Source organism: Nocardia arseniciresistens (assembly GCF_046764875.1).
Taxonomy (GTDB): domain Bacteria; phylum Actinomycetota; class Actinomycetes; order Mycobacteriales; family Mycobacteriaceae; genus Nocardia; species Nocardia arseniciresistens.
Window position 1 is genome coordinate 406,132 of record NZ_JBKORD010000001.1, and the last position, 25,225, is coordinate 431,356.

General features: G+C 64.8%; 29 protein-coding genes. 17 read left to right on the forward strand and 12 right to left on the reverse strand.

Features of this window, described 5'->3' with window-relative positions:
- The first annotated feature begins 88 nt into the window (after positions 1 to 88).
- From ACLMAJ_RS01920 to ACLMAJ_RS01930, 3 genes are all read left to right on the forward strand, one after another.
- Positions 89 to 775, forward strand: a complete 687-nt coding sequence (locus tag ACLMAJ_RS01920) for an SDR family oxidoreductase (protein ID WP_412011682.1) — start codon at positions 89 to 91, stop codon at positions 773 to 775.
- A gap of 156 nt (positions 776 to 931) precedes the next feature.
- A complete protein-coding gene (locus ACLMAJ_RS01925) occupies positions 932 to 1,858 on the forward strand; it encodes an SGNH/GDSL hydrolase family protein (RefSeq protein ID WP_412011683.1) in 927 nt (308 codons plus the stop codon).
- Between the two features lie 71 nt (positions 1,859 to 1,929).
- The gene (locus ACLMAJ_RS01930; RefSeq protein ID WP_412011684.1) at positions 1,930 to 3,150 is read left to right on the forward strand and encodes an acetyl-CoA C-acetyltransferase; all 1,221 of its coding nucleotides are present in this window, start codon (positions 1,930 to 1,932) and stop codon (positions 3,148 to 3,150) included.
- A gap of 191 nt (positions 3,151 to 3,341) precedes the next feature.
- Here ACLMAJ_RS01930 and ACLMAJ_RS01935 read toward each other — a convergent pair whose 3' ends face one another.
- From ACLMAJ_RS01935 to ACLMAJ_RS01945, 3 genes are all read right to left on the reverse strand, one after another.
- On the reverse strand, positions 3,342 to 4,196 hold the full coding sequence (locus ACLMAJ_RS01935; RefSeq protein WP_412011685.1) for a Bax inhibitor-1/YccA family protein: 855 nt from the start codon (positions 4,194 to 4,196) through the stop codon (positions 3,342 to 3,344).
- 148 nt (positions 4,197 to 4,344) lie between these two features.
- On the reverse strand, positions 4,345 to 5,493 hold the full coding sequence (locus ACLMAJ_RS01940) for a class I SAM-dependent methyltransferase (protein WP_412011686.1): 1,149 nt from the start codon (positions 5,491 to 5,493) through the stop codon (positions 4,345 to 4,347).
- Positions 5,494 to 5,577: 84 nt separating this feature from the next.
- A complete protein-coding gene (locus tag ACLMAJ_RS01945) occupies positions 5,578 to 6,183 on the reverse strand; it encodes a hypothetical protein (RefSeq protein ID WP_412011687.1) in 606 nt (201 codons plus the stop codon).
- A 148-nt stretch (positions 6,184 to 6,331) separates the two neighbouring features.
- Between ACLMAJ_RS01945 and ACLMAJ_RS01950 the strand changes: the two genes are divergently transcribed.
- The 4 genes from ACLMAJ_RS01950 (at position 6,332) to ACLMAJ_RS01965 (ending at position 8,848) form a co-directional block, all read left to right on the forward strand.
- A complete protein-coding gene (locus ACLMAJ_RS01950) occupies positions 6,332 to 6,910 on the forward strand; it encodes an AMIN-like domain-containing (lipo)protein (protein ID WP_412011688.1) in 579 nt (192 codons plus the stop codon).
- A gap of 104 nt (positions 6,911 to 7,014) precedes the next feature.
- The gene (locus tag ACLMAJ_RS01955; RefSeq protein WP_412011689.1) at positions 7,015 to 7,428 is read left to right on the forward strand and encodes a DUF6153 family protein; all 414 of its coding nucleotides are present in this window, start codon (positions 7,015 to 7,017) and stop codon (positions 7,426 to 7,428) included.
- A gap of 89 nt (positions 7,429 to 7,517) precedes the next feature.
- Positions 7,518 to 8,147: a DUF305 domain-containing protein gene (locus ACLMAJ_RS01960; protein WP_412011690.1), complete on the forward strand. Its 630-nt coding sequence runs from the start codon at positions 7,518 to 7,520 to the stop codon at positions 8,145 to 8,147.
- A 158-nt stretch (positions 8,148 to 8,305) separates the two neighbouring features.
- Positions 8,306 to 8,848, forward strand: coding sequence for a hypothetical protein (locus ACLMAJ_RS01965; protein WP_412011691.1), 543 nt, complete (start codon positions 8,306 to 8,308; stop codon positions 8,846 to 8,848).
- 7 nt (positions 8,849 to 8,855) lie between these two features.
- Here the strand turns inward: ACLMAJ_RS01965 and ACLMAJ_RS01970 are convergent, their stop codons facing one another.
- A complete protein-coding gene (locus ACLMAJ_RS01970; protein ID WP_412011692.1) occupies positions 8,856 to 9,509 on the reverse strand; it encodes a TetR/AcrR family transcriptional regulator in 654 nt (217 codons plus the stop codon).
- A 54-nt stretch (positions 9,510 to 9,563) separates the two neighbouring features.
- On the opposite strand from ACLMAJ_RS01970, the gene ACLMAJ_RS01975 reads away from it, so the two are divergent.
- Positions 9,564 to 10,706 carry a glycosyltransferase gene (locus ACLMAJ_RS01975; protein WP_412011693.1) on the forward strand — a complete coding sequence of 381 codons (1,143 nt, stop codon included), beginning with the start codon at positions 9,564 to 9,566 and terminating at the stop codon, positions 10,704 to 10,706.
- Positions 10,707 to 10,732: 26 nt separating this feature from the next.
- Here ACLMAJ_RS01975 and ACLMAJ_RS01980 read toward each other — a convergent pair whose 3' ends face one another.
- From ACLMAJ_RS01980 to ACLMAJ_RS01990, 3 genes are all read right to left on the reverse strand, one after another.
- Positions 10,733 to 11,074, reverse strand: coding sequence for a hypothetical protein (locus tag ACLMAJ_RS01980; RefSeq protein ID WP_412011694.1), 342 nt, complete (start codon positions 11,072 to 11,074; stop codon positions 10,733 to 10,735).
- A gap of 197 nt (positions 11,075 to 11,271) precedes the next feature.
- Complete coding sequence (locus ACLMAJ_RS01985; RefSeq protein WP_412011695.1) at positions 11,272 to 12,138, reverse strand: metallophosphoesterase family protein; 867 nt, start codon at positions 12,136 to 12,138, stop codon at positions 11,272 to 11,274.
- Positions 12,139 to 12,224: 86 nt separating this feature from the next.
- Entirely contained in the window at positions 12,225 to 13,094 is an 870-nt protein-coding gene (locus ACLMAJ_RS01990; protein ID WP_412011696.1) for a helix-turn-helix transcriptional regulator, read from the reverse strand.
- Positions 13,095 to 13,196: 102 nt separating this feature from the next.
- Here ACLMAJ_RS01990 and ACLMAJ_RS01995 point away from each other — a divergent pair, with 102 nt between their 5' ends.
- On the forward strand, positions 13,197 to 13,946 hold the full coding sequence (locus ACLMAJ_RS01995; RefSeq protein WP_412011697.1) for an SDR family oxidoreductase: 750 nt from the start codon (positions 13,197 to 13,199) through the stop codon (positions 13,944 to 13,946).
- A 234-nt stretch (positions 13,947 to 14,180) separates the two neighbouring features.
- Here ACLMAJ_RS01995 and ACLMAJ_RS02000 read toward each other — a convergent pair whose 3' ends face one another.
- The 4 genes from ACLMAJ_RS02000 to ACLMAJ_RS02015 form a co-directional block, all read right to left on the reverse strand.
- Positions 14,181 to 15,485: an MFS transporter gene (locus tag ACLMAJ_RS02000; RefSeq protein ID WP_412011698.1), complete on the reverse strand. Its 1,305-nt coding sequence runs from the start codon at positions 15,483 to 15,485 to the stop codon at positions 14,181 to 14,183.
- A gap of 48 nt (positions 15,486 to 15,533) precedes the next feature.
- Entirely contained in the window at positions 15,534 to 16,199 is a 666-nt protein-coding gene (locus tag ACLMAJ_RS02005; RefSeq protein WP_412011699.1) for a trypsin-like serine protease, read from the reverse strand.
- 143 nt (positions 16,200 to 16,342) lie between these two features.
- Positions 16,343 to 16,690: a DoxX family protein gene (locus tag ACLMAJ_RS02010; protein ID WP_412011700.1), complete on the reverse strand. Its 348-nt coding sequence runs from the start codon at positions 16,688 to 16,690 to the stop codon at positions 16,343 to 16,345.
- Positions 16,691 to 16,794: 104 nt separating this feature from the next.
- Positions 16,795 to 17,808 carry a glycosyltransferase family 4 protein gene (locus tag ACLMAJ_RS02015; protein WP_412011701.1) on the reverse strand — a complete coding sequence of 338 codons (1,014 nt, stop codon included), beginning with the start codon at positions 17,806 to 17,808 and terminating at the stop codon, positions 16,795 to 16,797.
- 371 nt (positions 17,809 to 18,179) lie between these two features.
- Between ACLMAJ_RS02015 and ACLMAJ_RS02020 the strand changes: the two genes are divergently transcribed.
- The 3 genes from ACLMAJ_RS02020 (at position 18,180) to ACLMAJ_RS02030 (ending at position 21,036) form a co-directional block, all read left to right on the forward strand.
- Positions 18,180 to 18,362: a hypothetical protein gene (locus ACLMAJ_RS02020; RefSeq protein ID WP_412011702.1), complete on the forward strand. Its 183-nt coding sequence runs from the start codon at positions 18,180 to 18,182 to the stop codon at positions 18,360 to 18,362.
- A complete protein-coding gene (locus tag ACLMAJ_RS02025) occupies positions 18,359 to 19,369 on the forward strand; it encodes a glycosyltransferase (protein WP_412011703.1) in 1,011 nt (336 codons plus the stop codon). The genes ACLMAJ_RS02020 and ACLMAJ_RS02025 overlap by 4 nt, the downstream gene beginning before the upstream one ends.
- 422 nt (positions 19,370 to 19,791) lie before the next feature.
- Positions 19,792 to 21,036: a fatty acid desaturase family protein gene (locus ACLMAJ_RS02030; RefSeq protein ID WP_412011704.1), complete on the forward strand. Its 1,245-nt coding sequence runs from the start codon at positions 19,792 to 19,794 to the stop codon at positions 21,034 to 21,036.
- A gap of 92 nt (positions 21,037 to 21,128) precedes the next feature.
- Here ACLMAJ_RS02030 and ACLMAJ_RS02035 read toward each other — a convergent pair whose 3' ends face one another.
- Complete coding sequence (locus ACLMAJ_RS02035; protein WP_412011705.1) at positions 21,129 to 21,854, reverse strand: TetR/AcrR family transcriptional regulator C-terminal domain-containing protein; 726 nt, start codon at positions 21,852 to 21,854, stop codon at positions 21,129 to 21,131.
- A 57-nt stretch (positions 21,855 to 21,911) separates the two neighbouring features.
- Between ACLMAJ_RS02035 and ACLMAJ_RS02040 the strand changes: the two genes are divergently transcribed.
- The 5 genes from ACLMAJ_RS02040 (at position 21,912) to ACLMAJ_RS02060 (ending at position 25,207) form a co-directional block, all read left to right on the forward strand.
- Complete coding sequence (locus ACLMAJ_RS02040; RefSeq protein ID WP_412011706.1) at positions 21,912 to 22,151, forward strand: hypothetical protein; 240 nt, start codon at positions 21,912 to 21,914, stop codon at positions 22,149 to 22,151.
- 290 nt (positions 22,152 to 22,441) lie between these two features.
- Entirely contained in the window at positions 22,442 to 22,660 is a 219-nt protein-coding gene (locus ACLMAJ_RS02045; protein ID WP_412011707.1) for a hypothetical protein, read from the forward strand.
- Positions 22,661 to 22,720: 60 nt separating this feature from the next.
- A complete protein-coding gene (locus ACLMAJ_RS02050; protein WP_412011708.1) occupies positions 22,721 to 23,716 on the forward strand; it encodes a hypothetical protein in 996 nt (331 codons plus the stop codon).
- Positions 23,717 to 23,726: 10 nt separating this feature from the next.
- Positions 23,727 to 24,500: a class I SAM-dependent methyltransferase gene (locus tag ACLMAJ_RS02055; RefSeq protein WP_412011709.1), complete on the forward strand. Its 774-nt coding sequence runs from the start codon at positions 23,727 to 23,729 to the stop codon at positions 24,498 to 24,500.
- Positions 24,431 to 25,207, forward strand: coding sequence for a PIG-L deacetylase family protein (locus tag ACLMAJ_RS02060; protein ID WP_412011710.1), 777 nt, complete (start codon positions 24,431 to 24,433; stop codon positions 25,205 to 25,207). The genes ACLMAJ_RS02055 and ACLMAJ_RS02060 overlap by 70 nt, the downstream gene beginning before the upstream one ends.
- The last annotated feature ends 18 nt before the right edge of the window (positions 25,208 to 25,225 follow it).

Consider the following 25,225-nt stretch of genomic DNA (forward strand, 5'->3'; position numbering starts at 1 on the left):
TGATTGGCATCTATTCTAGACTAGACTTTAGATTATCATCGTAATCTAATTTGAAGGGCCCGCTTGGCCCGCAACGTTGGGAGTAGACATGGAACTGAAGAACGCGGTCGCTGTGGTCACCGGCGCCAACCGGGGACTCGGGCGGCATCTGGCCGCCCAGCTCGTGGAGCGCGGAGCGAAGGTGTACGCCGCCGCCCGCCGCCCCGAGACGGTGGACCTGCCGGGTGTCGTCCCGCTGTGGTTGGACGTAACGGACGAGGAGTCGATCCGGGCCGCGGCCCGCACCGCGTCCGACGCGACGCTGCTGGTGAACAATGCCGGCATCTCCACTGCAACGCCGCTGATCGCGGGCGGCCTGGACGAGGTGCGCCTGGAGATGGAGACGAACTTCTTCGGTCCGCTCGCCGTGACGCGGGCTTTCGCCCCCGTCATCGAGGGCAACGGGGGCGGCGGCGTGCTCAACGTCCTGTCCGTCCTGTCCTGGCTGCACCCGGCGGGCCTCGGGTCCTATGCCGCGACCAAGGCCGCGGCATGGGCGCTGACCGACGCGGCCCGGGAGGAACTGGCGCCGCACGGCATCACTGTCTCGGCGCTGCACGTCGGATACATGGACACCGACATGGCCGCGGGTGTTCCTGCCGATCAGAAGAGCGACCCCGCCGATATTGCCGCACAAGCCCTGCACGGCATCGAGACGGGCTTGCCCGAGATCCTCGCCGACGAGGTCACCCGACACGTCAGGCAGAGCCTGGCCGCTTTGCCGAACGCGGTGTGATGGGTTCTTGACGAGCAGATGACAAGTGGCCGCAGTTCAGGCGTTACCGTTGGTACCGTGACCTGCGGCCATATATTCAGTCAGTACATGGGTAACTCGTCGGGCACGCCCAGAACTCAGCCGCGCACACCACCGCCGGCCCGGTAGGGAACCGTTATGACACTCAACGACCGGCAGAAGACTCGGGGAGGCGGGGGCGCACCTCGGATCAGTTGGCGGACCGCGGCGGTAACCAGTGCCGCGACCGTGTTGGCCGGTTCCGGGGCCGGCACCGCATCGTGGGCGGCATATCGCCTGCTGATGGCCCAGGCGGGCGTAGCGCGCGGCGTGATCGGGCGAGACACCTCGAAACCGCCGGAGGCCGACGGCGTCTACATCGCGGGATGCCTCGCGCCACTGCCATGGCGGACCGGTCTGCACGCGGACCTGCACCTCATGGTTTTCGGTGACTCGACCGCGGGCGGGGTCGGCTGCCTCAGTGCCGAAGAGGTGCCCGGTGTTCGGATCGCCCGCGGTCTCGCCGAGGCCACCGGGCAACGAATTCGATTGAGCACCAAGGCAATTTCCGGCGCCACCTCCAAAGGACTTGCCGGACAGGTCGACGCGATGTTCGTGGCGGGGCCACCGCCGGACGCCGCGGTGATCCTGATCGGCGGCAACGACATCACCAAGAAGCATTCCATTCGGGCCTCGGCGCGCAGGCTGGCCAGCGCGGTAGCGCGGCTGCGCCGAGCCGACAGCGTCGTTGTGGTCGGCACCTGCCCGAATCTCGGCATTGTTACCGCGATTCCGCAGCCGCTGCGGACCGTGGTGCAGAACTGGAGCGTCCGGCTCGCTCGGGCCCAGACCGTGGCGACCACGGTCGCGGGCGGGCATCCGGTACAGATGGGCAATTTGCTCGCCCCCCAATTCCGCGCCGCTCCGCAGTTGATGTTCGCCGCCGACGGATTCCACCCGTCGGCGGCCGGTTACGAACTGGCTGCGGCGCTGCTGCTTCCAGCGTTGATCGACGCGCTTCGCGAAACGACCCCCGCTGCCCGCTCAGCAGGACGCGACGTAGATTCGATGAGAACGCACCAGTAACAAACGGTTCGCGGAGTGTGCTCGGACAACGTCCGGACGCCAACACTTACCGTCCCAACAAAGGAGTCCTCATGCCAGAGGCCGTCATCGTCTCGACTGCCCGCTCCCCGATCGGCCGCGCAGCCAAAGGCTCGTTGGTCGATATGCGGCCCGATGATCTGACGACGCAGATCGTGCGCGCGGCACTCGACAAGGTTCCTTCGCTGGACCCGTCACAGATCGACGACCTGATCCTCGGCTGCGGCTCCCCCGGCGGCGAGCAGGGCTTCAACATCGCCCGCATCGTCGCGGTGCAGCTCGGCTACGACTCCCTGCCCGGCACCACCGTGCACCGCTACTGCGCCTCGTCTCTCCAGTCCACCCGGATGGCGTTCCACGCCATCAAGGCGGGCGAAGGTGACGTGTTCATCTCCGCGGGTGTCGAGACCGTGTCCCGCTACAAGAACGGCTCCGCCGACAGCTGGCCGAACACCCAGAACCCGCTCTTCGAGGACGCGAAGGCGCGCACCGCGAAGGCCGCGGCGGGCGGCGCGGGCATCTGGCACGACCCGCGCGAGGACGGCCTGATCCCGGACGCCTACATCGCGATGGGCCAGACCGCGGAGAATGTCGCGTCCTTCACCGGCATCACCCGCGAGGATCAGGACCGCTGGGGCGTTCGCTCGCAGAACCGGGCGGAGGCGGCCATCAACGCCGGCTTCTTCGAACGCGAGATCACCCCGGTCACGCTGCCGGACGGCACCGTGATCTCCAAGGACGACGGGCCGCGCGCGGGGGTCACCTACGAGGCGGTCAGCAAGCTGAAGCCGGTGTTCCGCCCGGATGGCACCATCACCGCGGGTAACTGCTGTGCGCTCAACGACGGCGCCGCGGCGCTCGTCGTCATGAGCGACACCAAGGCCAAGGAACTGGGCCTGACCCCGCTGGCACGCATCGTGTCCACCGGAGTCTCGGGCCTGTCCCCGGAGATCATGGGCCTCGGCCCGATCGAGTCCGTCAAGCGCGCACTCGCGCTCGCGGGCAAGTCGGTCGAGGACATCGACCTGTTCGAGATCAACGAAGCCTTCGCGGTGCAGGTGCTCGGCTCGGCTCGCGAACTGAAGATCGACGAGGACAAGCTGAACGTCTCGGGCGGCGCTATCGCCCTGGGCCACCCGTTCGGCAGCACCGGCGCGCGCATCACCGCCACGCTGATCAACAACCTGCAAACCTACGACAAGCAGTTCGGCGTGGAAACCATGTGCGTCGGCGGCGGCCAGGGCATGGCAATGGTCATCGAGCGCCTCAGCTGAGCTGACCGACTTGCCGGACGGCTCCCTGCCCCACAGGGAGCCGTTCGTTTCCCCACCTGGCGGTATTCAGCCGGATTGACACCGTCGACAAGCCCGTCTGACCGCGACCGTCACTGCCCCGTCAGGTTGGGCGGAAACGGAAGGGCGGTCATCGCGAATGCGACGACCGCCCTTCCGATCAATGCGACCTACTAGTCGTTGTTGAAGTAGCTCAGCAGGCGCAGGATCTCGACGTAGAGCCAGACCAGGGTGATGGTCAGGCCGAGTGCGACGCCCCAGGCCGCCTTCTCCGGCGCCTGTGCGCGGATCAGCTGATCGGCGGCGTCGAAGTCGAGCAGGAAGCTGAATGCCGCGATCGCGATGACGACGAGGCTGAACACGATGGCCAGCGGTCCACCGTCGCGCAGGCCGAGGCCGCCGTCGATGAAGAAGCTGGCGACCAGGTTGCCGATCACGAGGACAAGAACGCCGATCATGGCGCCGACGATCATCCTGGTGAAACGCGGGGTGACCCGGATCGCGCCGGTCTTGTAGACGACGAGCATGCCGGCGAACACACCGAAGGTGCCGAGGACGGCCTGCGCGATCATCGCGCTGCCGCCGACACCGCCGAACTCGATATTCGTGAACATGAACGACAGCGCGCCGACGAACAGACCCTCGAACACCGCATACGACAGCACGAGGACCGGGTTGTCCATCTTGCGTGCGAAGGTCGCGATCAGCACCAGCACCAGGCCGATGAGGCCACCGCCGATGACGAACAGCGGTGCGAGCGAGTTGTTCGCGTTGGTCAGGCCGTAGGAGATGATCGCCGACAGCGCGAGCACACCCAGCGTGATCGCGGTCTTGGTCACCACGTCGTCGATGGTCATCGCGCGGGTGGCGGGGGCCTGCTGATAAGGCTGCTGGTAGGGCTGGCCGTATTGGTTACCGACCTGCTGGCCCATCTGGCCCGCGCCCGTCACCCCTGACCCGAAGTTGGCATAGCCACCGGCCTCTTGCCGAGGAAGGTTTCTGAAAACCGGATTGCTTGTGGTGCGCACCGTGAATGCCTTTCTGGAGTCGTGGCCCACGCTCGCCGTGGCCGTTGGTCGCTCGATATCCAACTACCCGTCCCAACGCGTGTCGGCCGTGCCGAGTTCCCGGAGCCAGGCACCAGCAACTCATTTGAGACGGACAATTCGGACTCTACTACCGATGCGCGTCGTGCAGTCCACGCACCGATCGCGTCACCGTGAACTTTCGGTTGCGGCCGATCACCTCGGTCTGGCCGACCATGCGCTCGATCACGCCTCGATAGTTCAGGTGCGAGTTGAATACCGTCCACAGCTCACCACCGGGCCGCAGCACCCTGCCCGCCTCCGCGAACATCTTGATCGCCGAGCCGGTGTGCACGGCAGCGCCGACATGGAACGGCGGATTGCACAGCACCAGATCGGCGCTGTTGTCGGCGGCCGAGGACATCGCGTCGTCGCGCACCACCGTCACCCGGTCGGCGACACCGTTGGCTTCGGCCGTCGCTCGCGCCGAGGCCACCGCGGCGGTCGACTGATCGGTGCCGACCACCTTGATGCCCGGCCGCGCCTTGGCGAGCGCGACCGCGAGGATGCCGGTGCCGCAGCCGAGGTCGATGGCGTCACGGGCGTCGGGCTTCATCCACTTCAAATGCTGTAGCAAAAACCGAGTTCCGATATCGAGGCGGGTACCGGAGAAGGCCGCGCCGTGCGCGACCACGTCGATGTCGAGCTCGTCGATCCGCTCCCGCACCGGGAATCGTAGCTCGCCGACCGGTTTCGGACCCGTGACGAGCAAGGTGCGCGACTTCTGCCTGCCGCGGCTGGCCCGAACATCCGAAAATGACTGCGCGAGTAGGTCGTTCATCGACTTGGTGAGGTACTTGTCACGCCCGCCCGCGAACACCTGAACCTTCGGGTCGGCATAGCGCGCGATGGCGTCGGCAACCTCGGCGAGCCCGGCGAGCACCCGAGGCAGCCGCAGCAGTACCACCTGCACGTCCGAGAGCAGGCGGTCGGCGAGCGGCTGCGCGCTGTAGCGGTCCGCGAGTCCGAGGGCCCTGGCATTGTTGGCCAGGGCAAGTTCGCCGGTGAGCAGATCCTGGTGCACCCGCACATCGCGCAGATCGTGGCCTGCGATCGCACCGAGGGTGAGCGCACCGTAACTGTCTCCGATCACGGCTACTCTTCCGCTACCAACTGCCGCGATCGCGTCCTCGGCGACATCGAGGATCAACCGGTCGGCGGCATCCACGGCGTAGAGGTTCTGTGCCTCCACATCCGGATACCGCCGCAGCCGGCCAAGTACTTCCTCGACAGTTCCCACACGTCAAGTGTGCTAGATCGTTGCCGCGCCCTCGCGTCGGGGCCGCCGAAACTGCCCAGGTACTGCACCGCAACGAGATCCGGATCAGCTGGCGGCGGCCTTCGCGCCGCTCGGCGCGACCGCGAACCAGGTGCCGCCGACACCCTGGCCGAGCAGATCACCCGGCTTCTGATCCTTGCTGAAGTAGTAGACCGGCCAGCCGCCGACGGTGACTTGACATGCGCCGTCGGCACGTTCGATGAATCCGACCCGCTGCGGGTCGACGCCCGCGACATAGATCGACTGACCCCGCGCCACGGTCAACGGCGGCCAGGTGACCGCGCACTGACCGGAACAGTTGGAGGCCGACGGATCCGCGGTGTCCTTGTCGAACCGGTAGAGCGATCGTCCCGCACCGTCCGAGACGTACTGCCCGACACTCGGATTGCTGGTCACGTTGAGCTGCACCGCATTTGTGCCCGCCGGAGCCGGTCCGTCGTAGATCTTCAGCCAGCCCTGCGTCTTCGCTACCGCGGGCGCCTGCCCGACCGCCTTCGGGATGGCGACGGCAGAGGTCTGCGGCGCGGAACTGGTGACGGCGACCGGTTTCGCGGGCTCGGTGCCCCCGCACGCGGTCAGCAATCCGGCGAGCGCCAGCGCGGCAGCGGCGAAGGCCGGTGCGGACCGGCGGAACCTTTTGGTCGACAGCATTTTTCGAATACCTCCATAGATCAGGGTGCACCATGTGCACCCGTGCACCGATAACTACGTGACAGCCGCCCGCCTGGTTCATCGCATCGGGAGTGCTCATCCTGCAAATCCGCGGCAACTCCTGATCGGACGGCTACCATCGGCCTCTATGCGCACAAGGATGCTGTTGGCAACCGCTGCCGCGGCGGCCCTACTCGTCGGCTGTAGTGACGACGGGACCGCCACCTCGAGCTCGCCGACCACCTCGGCCCCGAGCACGCTCGCCGATGCGACGCCCCGGTCGACGCCACAGGATGCGCAACCGAAACGCGGTAAGCCCTCCGGCGAGGCGGGCCTCACCGTCACCGACATCCGAATCGGCCACCAGCCCGGATTCGACCGAGTGGTCTACGACCTCGGTGGCACCGGCTCCCCTGGCTGGATCGTGCAGTACGCCGACCGGGCCGTCCAGGACGGCAGCGGCAAGGTTATCGACGTGGCGGGCAACTCGATCCTCGAGGTACAGATCACCGGCTCGGCCTATCCCTTCGACAGCGGCGTGACTCCGTATGCCGGTCCCGACCCGGCCACCGACCCGGGCGCCGTCGCGATCGCGGGCGTCTACCGATCCGGTGTCTTCGAGGGCACCACCCAATCATTCATCGGCGTCAACGGCGACCATCCCGCGTTCGCGGTCAGCACCCTCAGCAACCCCACCCGTCTAGTGATCGACATCGCCGCCTCCTGACCCAACTCCGTGCCAGCCGACGCCCTCATCGGGACAGCTCAAAGCCAGTGATACGGGCCTGGGGTATCAAGGAGCCCCAACCCGCCCTGCCTAGAATGGGCGGCATGATCGAGCGGCACGCACCACGCGCATCCGGGCTCACCCGGCTGCTCGGCGTGCTCGCGCTGCTCGCAGGCATCATCGCGATGCATACGGGCGTGTTCTCGATCTCCCCGAGCGGCCAACACCATATGGCCGCCGAGACCACAGCGGCCATGCCCGCCGACAACCACGGCGACACCGCAACCGGCACCGACTGCGGCGGCGATGGCTGCGGCAGCGCGCACGGCGGCATGCACGCGTGCGTATTCATCCTGACCGCCGTCGGCCTCGCGCTGATGCTCGTGCTGCTCTACCGGATCACCGTCGATCGACCACACAGCCCGAACACCGCGCCGCGCAACGACAGGCCGCGGCGCGAACGCGCACCGCCGTGGACGTTCCCGTCACTGGCCGAATTGTCGATTCTGCGGATCTGACAGGCCCACCGCGTCCGAACCGTACTGCGCGGTCGCGGCTTTCACCTGTCCGATAACCGAATCATTCGCAATTCCCCAGGAGCACAGACATGTTCGTCACGCGTACCCGAATCAACCTCGCTATCGCCGCGACCACCACCGCGGCAGCACTTTTCGCCGCGGGCTGTAGCAGCGACGACACCGACTCCATGCCAGGCATGGAGCACGGCTCGTCGTCGAGCTCGGCGGCCACATCCGGTGCGCCTGCCGCCCGATCGGACTTCAACGACGCCGATGTGACCTTCCTTCAGATGATGTACCCGCATCACGCGCAGGCCGTCGAGATGGCGAAGCTCGTCCCGACCCGCAGCGGAAATCCACAATTGCTGGCACTGGCCGCTGAGGTGGAAAAGGCACAGGCTCCGGAGATGCAGCAGATCAGCACGATGCTGGCGAGCTTCGGTAAGCAGGCACCGACCGCGTCGGGCGGGCACAGCGGCCATGACATGGCGGGCATGATGACGCCCGAGCAGATGTCCGCCCTGCAAGCCGCGTCGGGCGTCGAGTTCGACCGCCAGTGGATGACCATGATGATCGACCACCACACCGGCGCGATCGCGATGGCGAACACCGAACTCACCTCCGGAGCCAACTCCGAAGCCAAAGCACTTGCCGGTGCCATCATCGCCGCTCAGCAGGCCGAAATCGGTACGATGCGCGCCATGCTCGGCCAGGGCTGAGCCCGAAGGCAGCGCACACCGCGCCGATATCGGTTCGCAACCGATATCGGCGCGGTCGGCCGCCGCTGCCCGCCGCAAGGAAGTACGGTCGGTATGTCCGGCTTCCCTACTGCGCCTCCAGCCGCCGGAAACTCGGAGGGGAAAGAGGGGATCCGACCATGCGTCGACTAGAACGTGCGGGTCTGGCCACCGCGGTCGCGGCCACCGCGGTAGGTCTCGTGACGATCGGCGCCTGTTCGTCGCAGGTTTCCGGCACCGCGGCGGTCAACGAGAGCGACCTCGCCGCCTATACCTCCGAGGTCACGGCGTCCTCGGTCGCCGCGTCCTCCTCGCGCGCGGCGGCAGCGGAACGCACCACCGCCGCCGCCTGCACGGCAATGCGCAACGCGAACGCCAGTTCGGTGCGTGCGTTCAACGACTACATCAACCTGAGCAACGACCGTCCGGCCGATGATCCGGAAGTCAACGCCAAGGCCGACGTCGCCGTCACCACCATGCACGACAATGCGCACACCCTCGACGGTGCACTGACCCGCGACGTCGCCGACGACGTCGCGGGCCCGCTGCGCGACTACCGCGACGACACCAACGGACTGGCCGACACGCTGGCCAAGCGCGCACCGACCGACTCCCTCAATGCCGCGGTCGACAAGTTCAACGGCACCAAAGACAAGGCACTCGACGTCTGCCAGGACTACTGACGCAACTTCAAGGTGTCGGTGCCAGCAATACCCGCGCCAAGGTTTCCGCGACCCAGGACTCGGCGTCCGCCGCGCTCCAGCCGCGGTCCTCGATAAGTGATCGGAATACGTCGTAGGTGGTGATCGCGTACATGATGTCGGCCGCCCGGGTCGCGCTGAGCCCTGGTTGTAATGCATTGCGCGCGAAGAGCTCCGGCGTTATGTGCGCGGGTCCTTCGTAGCGGCCGCGCTCGGCTTCCGCGAGAAACCTCCCCACCGCGGGATCCGCCGCCGCGGTTACTCGCATGACATCGAGCAGACCCATATAGCGCTGCGACACCTCCCGCATATTTCGGGCGTACAAGGCGAGCTGCCTGGCGGGGTCGGGCTCGGCGAACAGCTCCCGCACCCACTCCCGGTCCGGCGGCGGTGTCGCCGCCTCCTCCTGCGGACCCGCGACCAGCACCGCCGCGGCCTCGGCCAGCACGGCGACCTTGGTGCCGAAGGCTTGATAGATCGTCTGTACGTGGACGCCCGCCGCATCCGCCACCGACTGCAATGTCGTTGCGGTATAGCCATTTTCAATAAATAGAGCAGCGGCGGCCTCGGCCACCCTGCGTCGCGTCGCCTCGCGACGGGTCTGCTTGCCTGGACCACTTGCGCGCCTGATCGGGCTTGACATACCCGGCATCCTACTTATAGTTCACTATATAGTCGACTATACCCGGAGGCAGCAATGCGCGTTCTCTGCTCGACGCCCCCCATGGAGGGCGTATTCACGCCCGCACTCCCCCTGCTCACCGCACTACAGCGCGACGGTCACGAGATATCGGTGGCGACCGCGCCAGACATGCTCGACCGCGTGCGTGCGGCGAACCTGCCCGCCGTCGTCGCGGGACCCGAAGCGCCGGCGGCGGCCGCGCGGGCGGTATCCGACCCGGTATTCGCCGAGGGCAGCCAGCCGTGGCGCATCGGCGCGGTGCTGTTCGCACGCGTCATGGCTGCCGAGAAACTGCCTGTGCTGCAACAGATCTCAGCCGACTTCGAGCCCGACCTGATACTGCACCCTCCGGTCGACTTCGCGGCGCCGCTGGTTGCCGCGCAGCGCGGAATCGAGTCGGTCACCTACGGCACCGGCCTGCTGCTGGAATCCGAACTGATGGCGGCGATGGCACACTGGGTGGCTCCGCTGTGGCACGCGGCAGATCTGCGACCCGATCAGCACGGCGGCATGTATCGGCACCGCTATCTCGACCCGGTACCGCGCACCCTGCAACCGGACCTCGGGCCTGCGACAGCTTGCGCACAACCGATCAGGCCGACTGTTTCCGGCGATCCGGACCAGCCGCTGCCCGGCTGGGCCGACAAGCTCGGTGCGCGTCCGACGGTCTACATCTCACTCGGCACGGTGCCGATCTTCAACCAACCGCAGATGTTCGCGCCGATCCTGGATGGCCTCGCCGACATGGACATCGACGTGATCGTCACCGTCGGGCGCAACAACGACTCGGATGCCCTCGGACCACAACCGCGCAATATCCATGTCGAACAGTGGCTTTCCCTTGCGGCGGTGCTACCGCACTGCGCCGCGGTCGTCTGTCACAGCGGCGCGGGAACCACCCTTGCCGCGCTCGCACATGGCCTGCCACTGCTCTTGCTTCCGCGCGGCGCGGATCAGTTCCCGACCGCGGCCGCGTGTCGAGCCGCAGACGTCGCGGAAGTGATTGCACCCGAACAGATCTCGGCATACTCCATTCGGGCGGGACTCGAAGCGGTGCTGGCTTCGGATCGCTCGCCCGTGGTTCGATTGAGCACCGAAATCGGCCAGATGCCCACGGCCGCGGCAGTTGCCAAGGAACTGGCGATCGAATTCGGCTGACACCGGATCCGATCGGTACGGAAGGCTCAGGCCCCTGGCGGAACAACTGCCTCCCAGGTGGCCGACGGCTGAGATTCGGTCGCCGAGTTCTGCCGCGCCCGTGCGTTGCCGCGCTCGAGCACGATGAGCGCGACACCGACCAGCACAGTGACGATCGCGATGATCGCGCCGACCACCGCCGCTGAGAGGTGGCCGGCCACACCGACCGCCGCGGCTACGACGGCCACCAGGCTTCCGAGGAACAACAGGACGAACCCGGCCCAGTTTCGGGCGTCGGCCAGCGCCTGTCCCGGTTGCGACTCGGTGGTGCGGGCGATATCGGGTGCGTCGTCGAGCGGCGGTATCTCCCAAGATCCTCCGGCTGTCATGGTGGAACCTCACGTTTCTGTTCTGGGCCGAGCGCCCGCTGCGTCATCTAGGGGGTTGCCCGATTCCAACGCACCAAACAGTTCCGCGACGACCACCCATCTACGGGAGTACGCTGCCCGTCAACGGGATTAGCGATGCCTACCCTGTGCTGACGCCTCGCGCGAGCACCGTGACGAGGCCGGACACCGGCGCTCGATCAGCTTGCCAACTCGGGCTGCTCACGGTCCACCGACGTGCGGCGATACGGCAGTGGCAGTACCAGCCACGACTGGTCGCGGTCGTAGTCCTGCGGACGCGAGGCTTCGGGGTCCCCGCCGAGGCCGTCGACCTGAGTCCACTCGTCGGGGCCGCATCGAATCATGTCGGTGTAGCGGTAGTGCAGATGTCCGTGCAGCATCAAGCCCGGGCGCAGCGCGTTCACGGCGCGCTGGATACGGTCCTGATTGGGCAGGCACTCGGGCAGATCCTTGCGATTCCAGTCCGGCGCCGCGTCACGCGGTTTGTCGTGTGCGAGCAGCACATCGACCGGCGAAGTGTCGGCGGCGAGGACCGCGCCGAACTCCTCGTCGGTCATTTCCTCTTCCGGAAACCACAGACTTTCGGCCGCATCGGCCCGTCGCGACGACCCGAAAAGCCTGCGCCGCTCGACATTGCGCTTCTTCTGCGCTTCGGTCGCCAGCCGCCATGACTTGTCGACCGAATAGGCGCCACCGAACGCCGCGAACCGCGTTCCCTCCCACACCCACCGATGTCCGCGCGGCGCGTATCGAATATTGCTGCGGCACACCAGGAATCCATCGTCGTCGGCGTCGCCGTCGTATAGCTCATGGATCAGCGAAGACTTGTCGTGATTGCCGTCGAGGAAGTACACGTGCACTCGCTGTTTGCGCGCCGCTCGATTCACGACATCGAAGTAGTGCCTACCCTCCGGAGTGTGTTCCCAGGCACCGAAGTCCCCGAGTACGAACATCCGCTCGCAAGCCTGGCGCGCCGAAATACGCACCAAATTCACCGCGTGATCGGTATTGCCGTGTATATCTCCGGCCATCAGCACGCTCGCCATATCCACATAGTCGCAGGCGCAGCCGAACTCGGCATCGGCAGTATTACTTATAGCGGTGACACATCCGAAGATTCGCGGCCTACTGCTCAGCCGTGACGGGTATCGACATCGACCGGGCGATCGAGTACTCCGCTCTCGGAGGCAATCATGCTGCCGAGCAGGGCCATCGACCGCTCCGATTCGGAGCCGGGCTCGGCGTGATAGACGATGAGCATCTGCCCTGGTGCGCCGTTCACCGCGAACGTCTCGTAGGACAGCGTCAACGCGCCGACCATCGGATTGTGGAAACGTTTCAGCCCGGTGGTTTTCGCGCGAACATCGTGGCGAGCCCAGAGGCGGCGGAAGTCCTCGCTCTTCAGCGACAACTCACCGACGATTTCGATCAGTCGCGGATCGTCGAGATCAGCGCCGACGCAGGCGCGAAGGATGGCAACGGTTTCCGCGGCAATGGTCGGCCAGTCCGCGTAGAGATCGCGGGCCTCCGGATCGAGAAACACCATCCTGACCTGATTGACACCCGGTGCCGAACAGGAATTGACCGCAGCGGCAAGCGGATTGGCGGCGAGCACATCCAGGCAACGGCCGAGCACCATCGCGGGCGTGTTCGGCCACGCCTGCATCAGCCGCAGCAGGCCGGGGCCCACTCGTTCGGGCCGCCGCGCCACCCGCTTCCGCCGCACGACCGGCCGCGCCAATTCCCGCAGATGCGCTCTGCCCGCCTCGTCGAGCGCGAAGACCCGAGCCAATGCCTCGACAACCTGCTCCGATGGATGCTTGTCCCGCCCTTGTTCGATGCGCGTGTAGTAGTCGGCGCTCATCCCGGCCAGCAAGGCGACCTCTTCGCGCCGCAACCCCGCCACCCGCCGATGGTTGCCGCCCGGCATCCCGAATTCCTCGGGACGCACCAGCTCACGCCGTGCCCGCAGATACGCGCCCAATCGGTTGTCGGAATCCATGTCATAGAGGCTAGGCGCACACCGTGCGGGGTGGGTGGCCCTGCCGCACCCAGGATGTCCACGGCCTGGCACGTGGCCGTGACCTGTACGAACGTTGTGGTCATGACAAACAACCTCGAAGGCAGGGTGGCGGTCGTCACCGGAGCGTCCAGCGGAATCGGCGCCGCCACCGCACGGGCGCTCGCAGTGGCGGGCGCACGGGTCGCTCTCTTCGGCAGGCGCAAAGATCGTCTCGAAGAACTGGCGGCCGAGATCGGCGACCAGGCCATCGCCGTCGCCACCGATGTCACCGCGCAACAGTCCGTACTCGACGCCGCGGCGACAGTCCGTTCCGCATTCGGTCCCATCGACCTGGTCGTCGCCAACGCGGGCGTCATGCTCGGCGCACCGTTCGAGTCGGCTCACACCGACGAGTGGGATCAAATGGTTGCCACCAACATCAACGGATTGCTATACACCGGAAGGGCTTTCATCGATGACCTCATCGCCGCCGCGAGCGAGGGCCACCGCGCGGACCTGGTGCACGTAGGATCGGTAGCCGGCCACATGGTCTTCCCCAACTACGGCGTCTACGACGCGACCAAGGCCGCCGTCGCCCATCTGACCCGCAACCTACGCGCCGAATTCGGCCCACGCGGCGTCCGCATCAAAAACATCGAACCAGGTTTCGTCACCACCGAACTGGGCGACACCATGCGCGATGACACCCAACGAGCGGGTCTCGCCGAAATGCGCACCCAACTAGAAATCCTCAGCCCGGCCGACATCGCCGACGCGATCGCGTACGCCGTCGCCGCACCCCGCCGAGTCAATATCGCCGAGTTGATCGTCGTCCCGACCGAACAGGGCTGACCAGCGCGCGGTGGCGTCGATCGGTTGCCCGTGGCCGATGGGGTGGTCTGGTATCGATACGTGGGGTTCGCAGTTATCACTGGTGTGGAAGGACACGCAGCCGAGTAGGCAGATGATCGGTCCGACAAAGGTCGAGATCATGATGTATGCCAGGGCGTCTACGACCGGGCGGCCGAGGTCCACCGCGCTGATCCTAGGTGGTCCCGCTCGGATGGTCGCCTGTGGTCATACGGCTCAGCGCACGCGAGTTCGGTTGCGCAGCAACAGCACTCCGAGGGCCGCCCCCACCATGCACAGCCCGACCACCCAGAGACCGGCGCGCTGGCTGCCGGTCACGTCCTTCAGCGCGCCGGTCACATACGGCGCGACGAAGCCGCTGACATTGCCGATCGAGTTGATCAGCGCGATGCCGCCCGCCGCGGCGGCGCCGGAAAGGAAGGTGCTCGGCAGCGCCCAGAAGGTGGGTAGCGCCGCGAGCACACCGACCGCGCACACGGTGACGGCGACCATGGCGGCGAACGGGTTTCCGAGGTAGAGCGCCACCGGGATGGCGAGCCCGCCGATCAGGGCGGGTAGGGCGACGTGCCAGGTTCGCTCGCCGGTTCGGTCGCCGTGCCTGCTCCACAGCACCATGACGACCGCGCCGATGACGTAGGGTACGGCGTTGATCAGGCCGCGCTGCACGATCGAGAAGTGTGTTCCGTACTGCTGCTGGAATCCGCTGATGATGGTCGGCAGAAAGAACCCGAGCGCATACAAGCCATAGACGATGCCGCCGTAGACGAAGGCGAGGCCGAGCACGCGCGGGTGGGTCAGTGCCTTGCGTACCGTCCAATGCTCGGCGTGCTCGAGCGCGGCCTGTTCCGAAGCGAGTTCGGCTGTCAGCCAATCGCGTTCATCCTGCGAAAGCCAACGCGCCTTGTCCGGCCGGTCGGTGAGATAGAACCAGGTCACCACCGCGAGCGCCAGCGCGGGCACACCTTCGACCAGGAACATGAACCGCCAACCGGTGAGCCCGAATACGCCGTCGCCGTGTTGGATGATCAGGCTGGAGACCGTCGACCCGAGCGCGGTCGAGATCGGGACCGCGGTCATGAACAGGGCGACGATCTTCGCGCGGTGCTGCTGTGGGAACCAGTAGGTGAGATAGAGCAGGATGCCGGGAAAGAAGCCCGCTTCCGCGACGCCGAGTGCGAAGCGCAGCACATAGAGCATCGTCTCGTTGGGCACGAAAGCCATTGCGGTGGCGACGATCCCCCAGCTCGCCATGATCCTGGCGATCCACCGCCGAGCCCCGAACCGGTGCAGCGCCAGATTGCTCGGCACTTCGAGAATCAGGTAGCCGATGAAGAAGATCCCGGAAGCGAAACCGAATGCCGTCTCGGTCAACCCGAGATCGGCCTTCATCCCGCTCGGCCCCGCGAAGCCGATATTGACCCGATCCAGGTAGTTGACGAAATACAGCAGCCCGAGAAAGGGCACCAGGCGGAGGGTGACCTTGCGCAGCGTTGCGCCGGACACATCGGTGACGTCGACCATTCCGGCACTCTCGACCTACGACGCCCGGACGTCAAGTCAGCGCGGCGGCTATTCGATATACCAGCGGAAGTGGTCCGTTCCAGTGGCGTGGGCGTCGATGGTATTGCGCAGGTAGCTCGCCGTTTCGACGATGACACCGCCGGATTCCCTGCCACCGATCAGAATGCCGAGGAAAGCCGCGCGCCCCTCCGAGGTCTGGTTGTAGACGATGCCGCCGGAATCGCCTCTGTCGGCGGACAAGTCGGTGACGAAGTAGCTCTCACCCAGCTCGGTGATAGTGCCGCAGCTCCAGGTTGTCGCCCAGCCGACATGGCAGACACCTTCTCCGACAAAGGGATCGGTGCTGGTCGATTGGATTCCGAAGGTGCCGAGCGAGGCCGATAGACCGACATTGTTCGCGAGCCGGATCAGAGCGAAGCCGAGGTTGGCGACCGTCGAGTCGTCGCCATAGCTCTGCTCGAACCATCCGATGAAGCCGCCGTTTTTGTCGAAGACGCGCTCTCCCTGCTGAAAACAGTGCGCGGCCGTCACGGCGTACTGCGCGCTGCCCATATGTCCTGTCGCCCCGACCGAGCAGATCCGGTCCGTGGTCCGAATTGTCATACCCGGGTATGCGGTCAATTGACTCTGAGCGGTCGCCGGGGAGCCCGCGCCGAAGCTGACGGTTAGGACCGCCGCGGTAATCAACATCGCCAGTCTGTTGCGGTAGCGCATGATTCGCCTTCTCGATCGTGTCGGCTAATCCGCCCACATCAACACAATGCTTGATCACCACGTACTCGATGGGTGACAGGTAAACCATATCGCCAAGCGTGACAGTGCGCCGCTCATACACGACCCATGACCGGGAATAGTTATCAGGCAGCCAACCCGAGTGCCGTAGCGCCGATGACCGGAGCCACGTACAGCAGCGGAAACGGCAGCTGCGAGTACGAGCGCGCGGCGAGTACCGCTGTGACGGCACCGCAGAAGTACAGCACCAGGCCGATCGCGGCCAGTACGCCGATGAACGGGATGAACAGGCCCGCCAGCAGGCCGATCGCGCCGGCGGCCTTGGCGAGGCCGAGCCAGTTCCACCACGCCCGTGGAACACCGGATGCGGCAAGGGCCTCGACCATCCAGCCTGCACGAAAGAAGACCGCGACGGCCGAGTAGCCGACCCAGAATGCGGCCAGGATGGTCACGGCGGCACAAGCAGTGGACATCGGAGATGCTCCTCATCGCGATGGGTCAGGCCACCCTATTGCCTTCCGTATCGCCGTGCGGGCCTTACCGCCCGCGACACCCGGAATTCGATGAACGGGCGTGACTACAGACCCGCGTGCGAGAAGAGCCCCGGCGAACCGATCGACTGGCCGACGGGCGCGGGCGCATCCAGTTCGGCCGCGCGCCTCGGCAGCCGCGCGATCCGCTCGAACAGGGTGAGATAGGCGTCGATCATCCGATCCGCGTCGAAGCGAGCCTTCACGTCGTCGCGGCACGCGCTGCGGTCGATCGTGCCGATCTTCGACACCGCCTCGACCGCGGCAGGAACGTCGGTCACCAGAAACCCGGTCGAGCCATCGCGGATGATCTCCGGCATCGAGCCCAACGGTGTTGCGATGACGGGGGTTCCGGTCGCCAAGGCTTCGATGACCGACAGTCCGAACGGCTCCGCGAAACCGATGAGATGCAGCAGCGCACGCGCGCCGCCGAGCAACTCGTCACGCTGGGCCGGACCGACCGGCCCGACATAGGTCACGGCGGGATCGGCGAGATGCGGCTCGATAGCGGTACGGAAGTATTCCTCGTCGGCAATCACGCCTGCAATGATCAGCGGCAGCCCGGCCAGCCGTGCCACCTCGATAGCCAGATGCGTGCCCTTTTCCGGATGGATTCTGCCCAGAAATAGCAGATATTCACCGTTCGCCTCCCGGAATGTGAAATCCGCGAGGTCTATGCCGTGATGAATCGTGGCGTCATAGCCGAGGTCCGGGTGGCGATTCGCGGCACTGATCGCCACATAATGAGCGATATCGTCGAACGCCCGATAAACAGGCACTATTTTCGGCGAGGAAAATCCGTGGATCGTGGTGACCATCGGCGTCGAAACGAGACGACTGTAGGTCAGCGGCATGAAGTCGCAGTGATTGGCGAGCACGTCGAACTCGCCCGCGTGCTGGAACGCGGTCGAATTATGCAGCGCCTCTTGCACTTTGGCGTCCGCATCCGCCGTATCCTCGTATCCCGACGGCACCGGGCAGACCAGCCGTGCCGATGTCTCGGAGTCGGCGGTGGCGAACAAGGTGACATCGTGGCCGCGCGCAACGAACCCTTCGGTCAACGTCGATGCGATTTGCTCCCACGGTCCATAGTTTTTCGGAGGCGTCCGGTGAGCGACAGACGCAATAACGCCGATTTTCATAGATCCTCGATTACTGGCGATTTTTGCCGCGAGAATCGTCGAGTGACGTAGCGGACTTGATTACCAGACCTTACCATGCTGCCTACTTCGCAACCCGGATGTTACGATCGGGGTCTAGTGTCGATCTGCCCGTGTCGTTGTCCGGAGCTGATTCTCAAGCGCTCGAGCGCAGCACGATAGCCAATTGAGTGGCTACAGACAGCGACACCGTCGACGCTGCCTCGAAGCAGGAAGGCTGACGTCGTGTCAGTTCGGTCCTATGGAGTTCTGAGCACGTATCCGCCCGCCCGGTGCGGATCGGCGCCATCGCGACGGCACTGCGCCGCGTCTTCACCGAACCAGGACTCGCGCCGCAGTTGAGGCAAGAAGCCGATCGTATTGCACCCGAACTGCTTCGGCCCTCGGTGAGCAGGAAGTATCGCGCGCTCGCCGCGGAGACCACGCAGGCCGACCGAAAGCTGGCTACCGTATGAACGACACCATCACCATCTCCTATGAACATATGTTCCGACTCAGCGATGACTGCGGAATTTTCGAGCACGCGAAACTCACCGAACCGCGCACCGAAAATGGCTACTGTGTCGACGATGTCGCGCGCGCCCTCGTTGTCGCGGTCCGCGAGCCCGAGCCCGATGCGCAACTGCTCGCCGTGACACAGGTGTATCTGGACTTCATTGTCGACGCCCTCTCCACCGACGGCCGCCTCCACAATCGCCGCGGCACAGACCGGACCTGGCAGGACGAGCCGACCCTCGAAGATCACTGGGGCCGAGCACTGTGGGCTCTCGGCTCCGTCGTCGCCCGACGACCGGACCTGGCCGAGGCCGTGCTCGTACATTTCACCACCGGCGCGCGACGGCGTTCGCAATGGCCGCGCGCGATGGCTTTCGCGGCGCTCGGCGCCGCCGAAGTGCTGCACGCCTATCCCGGAAACGAGTGTGCCCGAGAGCTATTGGCCAGCGCGAGCGCGCTTATCGGGCCGCCGACCCGCAAACTGCACTGGCGCTGGCCCGAACCCAGACTCGACTACGCCAATGCGGTACTGGCCGAAGCGATTCTGGTGGCAGGTGCCGCTCTCGGCGAGGACCGCACACATGCCGACGGACTCGTCATGCTTCGCTGGCTGCTCGAGGTGGAGACCTCGGGCGATCACCTTTCGGTGACTCCGGTCGACGGCTGGTCGACCGGAGAGTTGCGTCCCGGCTTCGATCAACAGCCGATCGAGGTCGCGACTCTGGCCGATGCGTGCGCCCGCGCCTACGACCACACCGGGGATCAGCGGTGGCTGGACGCGGTCCGGCTGTGCGAGGCCTGGTTCCGCGGCGTAAACGATGTCGAGACACCGCTGCTCGACCCGGTCAGCGGCGGTTGCTGCGACGGACTCGAGCCCACCGGCAGAAATGAGAACCAAGGCGCCGAGTCGACACTCGCGCTGATTTCCACCCAGCAGCAGGCCCGCCGACTTCAGCGGGCGCTGTAATGCTCGCCCCCGCGGTAGCGAGCAGGGTCGAGCTCGCACGGCGGGGCGAACAACGCTGCCCGGCGCAGCGGAGACGGGAGCTCGAGACATAGGAATGGCACTGTTTCCGAGACAAGTCGAGGACCGGTACCTGATGCTATCGCGGTGGGATCGAGAAAACCTCAACGTGCCCGCGCTGCCGCGCCAGCTGGTCGAAGACATTCCCGACCGAGCTATCAGCGCAGCTTCATCGACAATTCACACTGTAGTTTTCGGGTGTTGACCTACATCGTTGACACTAGCCTCATACGGGCGTGTACTGGAGTTCGGCAGATCCGATTTCGGCCACGTGGGGTTGAACCCGACTCGGCCCGTTCATCGGGATGGTGACTGACTGCGCACCAGAGTTTCGATCTCACCGCACAACCTCGAGGACCTGGTATATGGCAATCACTCAAATCAAGGACTACGCGCATCTCACCGCGGACGACGTCGAGGCACTCGGGCGTGAACTGGATGCGATTCGGCAGGATATCACCGAGCAGCGTGGCGAACGGGACGCGAGGTATATCCGGCGCACCATCGCCTTCCAGCGGGTACTGGAGGCGGCGGCGCGGTTGACGATCGGCGGCAGTAGGACCAACGCCGGTTGGCTCATCGGTACCGCGGGCTTGGCCGTGGCCAAGAGCATCGAGAACATGGAAATCGGCCACAATGTGTGTCACGGCCAGTGGGATTGGATGAATGATCCCGAAATACATTCCAGTACTTGGGAATGGGACATGGCCGGCGTTTCGGCGCAGTGGCGCTATTCGCACAACTATCGCCACCATGTGTTCACCAATGTGATCGGTGTGGACGACGACATCGGGTTCGGGGTCATGCGGGTGACGCGCGACCAGACCTGGCAGCCGCGTTTCCTGTTGCAGCCGTTGCAGAATCTGCTGCTGGCGGCCACCTTCGAGTGGGGTATCGCGCTACACGGCATGTATGCCGAACGCGATCGCATGCCTACCCCGGAGCTGAAAGCGGCGCAGAAGAAAACGCTGATCGGAAAGATCATCCGGCAAGCCGCAAAGGACTACCTGGTCTTCCCCGCGCTCAGCGGACGGCGGTGGCGCCGCACCCTGGCCGCGGACGCCTCCGCCAATCTCCTGCGAAATATCTGGGCGTACCTGGTGATCTTCTGCGGGCATTTCCCCGACGGCGCGGAGAAATTCACTCCCGAGGCCATGGAGCAGGAGACCAAAGCGGAGTGGTACCTGCGCCAGATGCTCGGCACCGCGAACTTCGATGCGGGCCCGCTATTGGCATTCATGAGCGGAAACCTGTGCTACCAGATCGAGCATCACCTGTTCCCCGATCTGCCGAGCAATCGCTACGCCCAGATCGCCGAGCGGGTTCGAGCCCTCTGCGATAAATACGATCTGCCCTACACCACCGGTTCGCTGACGCACCAGTACCTGCTTACGCTGCGCACCATCCACAAACTCGCCCTCCCGGACAGCTTCCTCACCGCCACCAGCGACGACGCACCAGAGACCGCGTCGGAACGCCGATTCGACAGGGATGTCGCAGCCGCCTCGTTCTACGCCGACTCAGCCACTACCCGGCGCGGTCTGCGCACGGCACTGAAGAACCGCGCCCGGCGGCGACGCGTCGAAAGGGTTGCCGCGCAGCAACGTTGAGCTACGACGCCGCCGCGACCAGCCGCCTGATGGGCAGCTGGACGAAGTCCATCCCCGGACTGTGCATGGCCGGAGCGAAGGCGGAGGTACACCTACGCACACGACTCGCCGGGCCGCACCGGAGTCGTCAGGGTGGCGGTGAGACCGGCCAGCAGGATATCGAGGCCACGCTCGAGTTCGACAGCGCCGTCGTAAGAGGCCAGGATCGGCGCGAGTTCCCGCAGCAGCGGGAATTCCCCGATCGGCAGCCGGTGTAGTCCAAGGCGCAGCACTTCGTCGGTTTCCTCCGGATTTTCCACGAGTTCCTGTAGTTCGTTGAGGATGTGGCCGTAAAGGAACCCGAAGAGGGCACGGTAGATGTGCAGCGCGTCGGCCCCGGCGAACCCGGCGCCGGTGAGCAGCCCGAGGACGTCTTCCAACGGCCGCACCACGGCACGCGGACGCATCCCGAGCGGCGTCGCCAACGGCCGGGTCACCAGCAACGGCACCACGCCCGGATGAGCGAGGGCCAGTTTCCGGAAGCCGCGTGCGACCGCCCGCAACTGGGCGGTCCAGTCGATATCGGTGGGATCGACCTTCAGTTGCGCGAATACGATCTCGGCAACGCCGTCGAGCACCGCGGCCTTGTTCGGCACATGCCGATAGATCACCATCGGATCCCGCCCGACCTCGTCGGCCAAACGCCGCATCGACAGTCCGTCGACCCCGTCTCGATCAACAATCTCCAGCGCGGCCGCCAGCACCACCGCGCGGGTGATCGGGCCGTTTTCACGACCTCCCGCGGCAACTTTTCTGCCATTGGTCGGTGATTCGGCCATCACGGAACACTCCACTCTCTCGACAGCCCTGTATGTCACGAGTGTATACCTACAGTGTTGACACCCAGTATCGGGCGGCGTTCACTGGAGGTATTCGGCGACCTATTGGTTACCGCCTCACACAGGACAAGGACCACCGAAATGACGCTCGCCGACAAAGCCGAAACCGCCTTACGTGCCATCAAACGATTCCTGCGCCCCAGCGAACCGACACCGATGCAGAACGAGGGCCGCCCCACCCGCGCCGCGGACAAGGCCGAACAAGCGCGCAAACTCGGCCGGAGCCACGAGCACTGAGTCAGCGCCCGGCCGACCACCAGGGTCTCGCCATTCCCCGCCCGCGAGAACTCCGGAACGACGTCGACGCCTCGGACATCGGCGCGACAAGACAGCGGCACTCACCCCCCCCCCCAGATCAGACCGTCAGCGTAAACCGCTGTGCCACAACGTATTCCACGCGAACTACCCGATGGGCCCGATGTACCATAGTTTAGCGGCACGTCAACCATCGACCCGTTGACAAACGGGATGGATGATGGATAATAGTGCCGTAGGCGGGCAGATTTCCAATTACAAAGGGAGTCCACATGAACATCACCCCAAAGATTTTCGCGATCGCCGGACTTGTCGTAGCGGGAGCCCAAGTTACCGCTCCCCTCGCTTTGGAAGCCACGGCTCATGGCGACTTGGCCTCCGAAGTGATGACAGTTGCCAGCCGCTCGAATTCAGTACCCGACACAGTAAAGATCCCCAGCCGGTCCTACACCGTGCTCGACACTACGATCACGCCTCTGCACGACGCCTGACGACGTCCACGGATTACCGTGAATCCCTCTGTTGACGCCATTGTCATACCGTCTGCGCGAATGAGTCGATACTCCAGGGATCACATCCGGCTCGCGGAAGCCCTCGACTGCGTTCTCGTTGTGCTGTGCAGCAAAAATAGCACCGCGCAGCATGTAGTCGAGGCAGCCGGGCTGCCTCGAGTCAATATCGTTGCGATCGACTTCGATAAAGACCTGAGCCTGCTGAGTAGAGATTCTTTCGGCACGTCCGAGTTATTACTCAACACGCCGTTCCAGCCGGATGGCGACCTCAGCGCTAAACGCAATACGGCACTACTGCTTGCCCATCACGCGGGTTGGGATCGAGTCTTCTTTCTCGATGATGATCTTCTGATCGAGAACCCCGATGACATTCGGACCGCAGCTGACCTGCTGGACGAGTACGCGGTAATCGGGCTGACGACCAACGGATTTCCCGATGCGTCTGTCGCTTCTCATGCCTACCGAAGCATCGGTGAGCCGCCGGAGAAGTTCCTGGGCGGCGGTGCGCTCATGGTAGCGCCGCGAACGAGGAGGTCGTTCTTCCCGGAGATGTACAACGATGAATGGCTGTACATGCTCGATTATTCTTCCTTTCCGCCCCTTGCCATGACCGGGAGCGCTATTCAGGATGAATATGATCCTTTCGGCGATCCGAACAGGGCATCCCGGGAAGAATTCGGCGAGGTGATCGCACCAGGCTTGCATTTTTGTGTACGTGACGGAGTCATGCCGCGCGATGCGGACCGCGATTTCTGGCGAACATTCCTGTCGAAACGGCGCCGCTTTCTCGACTACCTGCTGGATGCGCATCAAAAGCGCAGCGAAGAGGATCCCGACCACAATAAGATCATCGCAGCGATCCAGTCGGCGCGAGATACCTCGTCACTCATCACTCCAGCATTCTGTGTCGCTTATGTAAATGCTTGGCTGCGAGATCGAGAGTGGTGGTCGAGCCATCTGGATGAGATGCCCGGCGACCTTCCTTTGAAAGAGGCTGTCACCCGACTCGGCCTGCCGGCCCTGATTATCTCTTGAGGAGTTAGCAGTGGACTTGAGCTTTCAGGAAATAGAGGGGCGACTCGCCAACCGAATCAGAGCGCACAAACTATTCGCAAATTTCGACATCAACTCATGGATAGCCGACTTCGTCGGCGAGAAACACTGGGACGCAGTGCTCGACGTCGGGTGCGGTAACGGCAACCACCTCGGCATCTACTTGCAGCACTTGACCGATACCGGACGCGTGGTAGGGCTCGACCGGGATGTCGCGCTACTCGAAGAGGCCGACGCCCGATACCCCGATGCCGTCGGTCTCGAACTGCTTGCACAGTCGATGGACCAGCCGCTGCCGTTTGCGGACAACACTTTCGACCTGGTGATGTCACTCTTCGCGATCTACAACGCCAAAGACCCAGCCGCGACGCTCAGGGAGATCCACCGCGTCACACGGCGGGGCGGGCAGTTGGTACTCGTCGGGTCCACGATCAACAATGCCAATGAACTGTTCGAGTTCAACGAGCGGCTGACCGGGCAGCGAATCGATGAGCGGACCAAGGCGCGGTCGGGTCGCCTCGCCGACGAGTTCCTTCCGGTCGTGCGTGAGCTTTTCCATGAGTGCAATGACGAAGTGCTGGCGTCGTACCTCACCTTCCCGAACCGAGATGAGTTTCTGCGCTACTACTGCTCGACGCTGCTGTACGAGGAGACCGCGGAACGCATGAGATTTTCGCGAGCCGACCTGGAAGCCGCATGCACTGCCACGAACTGGGAGCGGCTATCCAAAGAGGTGCTCGTCATAACGGCGCGCAAGGCGCCGTGAATCCCCTAAATCAACCGAGAGATTCACGGGGCGCCGAATCTCGGGTGTTGGTGGTCGGAGCCCACCCGGACGACGAGGTACTGGGGATGGGGGGAACAGTCGCCCGGCATGCCCTGCACGAGGGGTGCGAGGTTGTTGTTTTATGCGTGAGTGACGGCAGTTCGTCGCAATGTCCGGTGGATGGTGACCAGTTGCGCAGGAAGCACGACGGGGCTCTGGCGGCTGCCGAGATCCTCGGCGTCCGGGAGTACATCCAGCACGACCTGCCCGGCAGCTACCTGAACGAAGTGCCTCACGTCGAAGTGAACAAGGTCGTCGAAGAACTCGTCAGCGATTTCCGACCCGGGACCGTGTACACGGTTCACCCTGATGTCAACCTCGACCATCGTTCCGTCTTCCGCTCGGTCATGGTGGCTACCCGACCGCGCGCTGGAAGTTCGGTTCGCCGCGTACTGACCTTCGCGACCAGGTCGAGCATCGAGTGGACCGCGCCGTTCGAGTCGTCCTTCAGGCCCAACTGGTTCACCGATATCTCGGCGACGATAGACGACAAGATCGCGGCGTTCGAGTGCTACGAGACCGAGAAGCGTGCATGGCCGCATCCGAGAACAGCGCGGTCCATCCGGGTGACCGCGGAGTCCTGCGGCGCGTCTGTCGGGTGTGATTTCGCGGAAGAATTCACCCTCGTCCGCTACCTCGACTTCTGACACGCTCCCCGCGCTCGC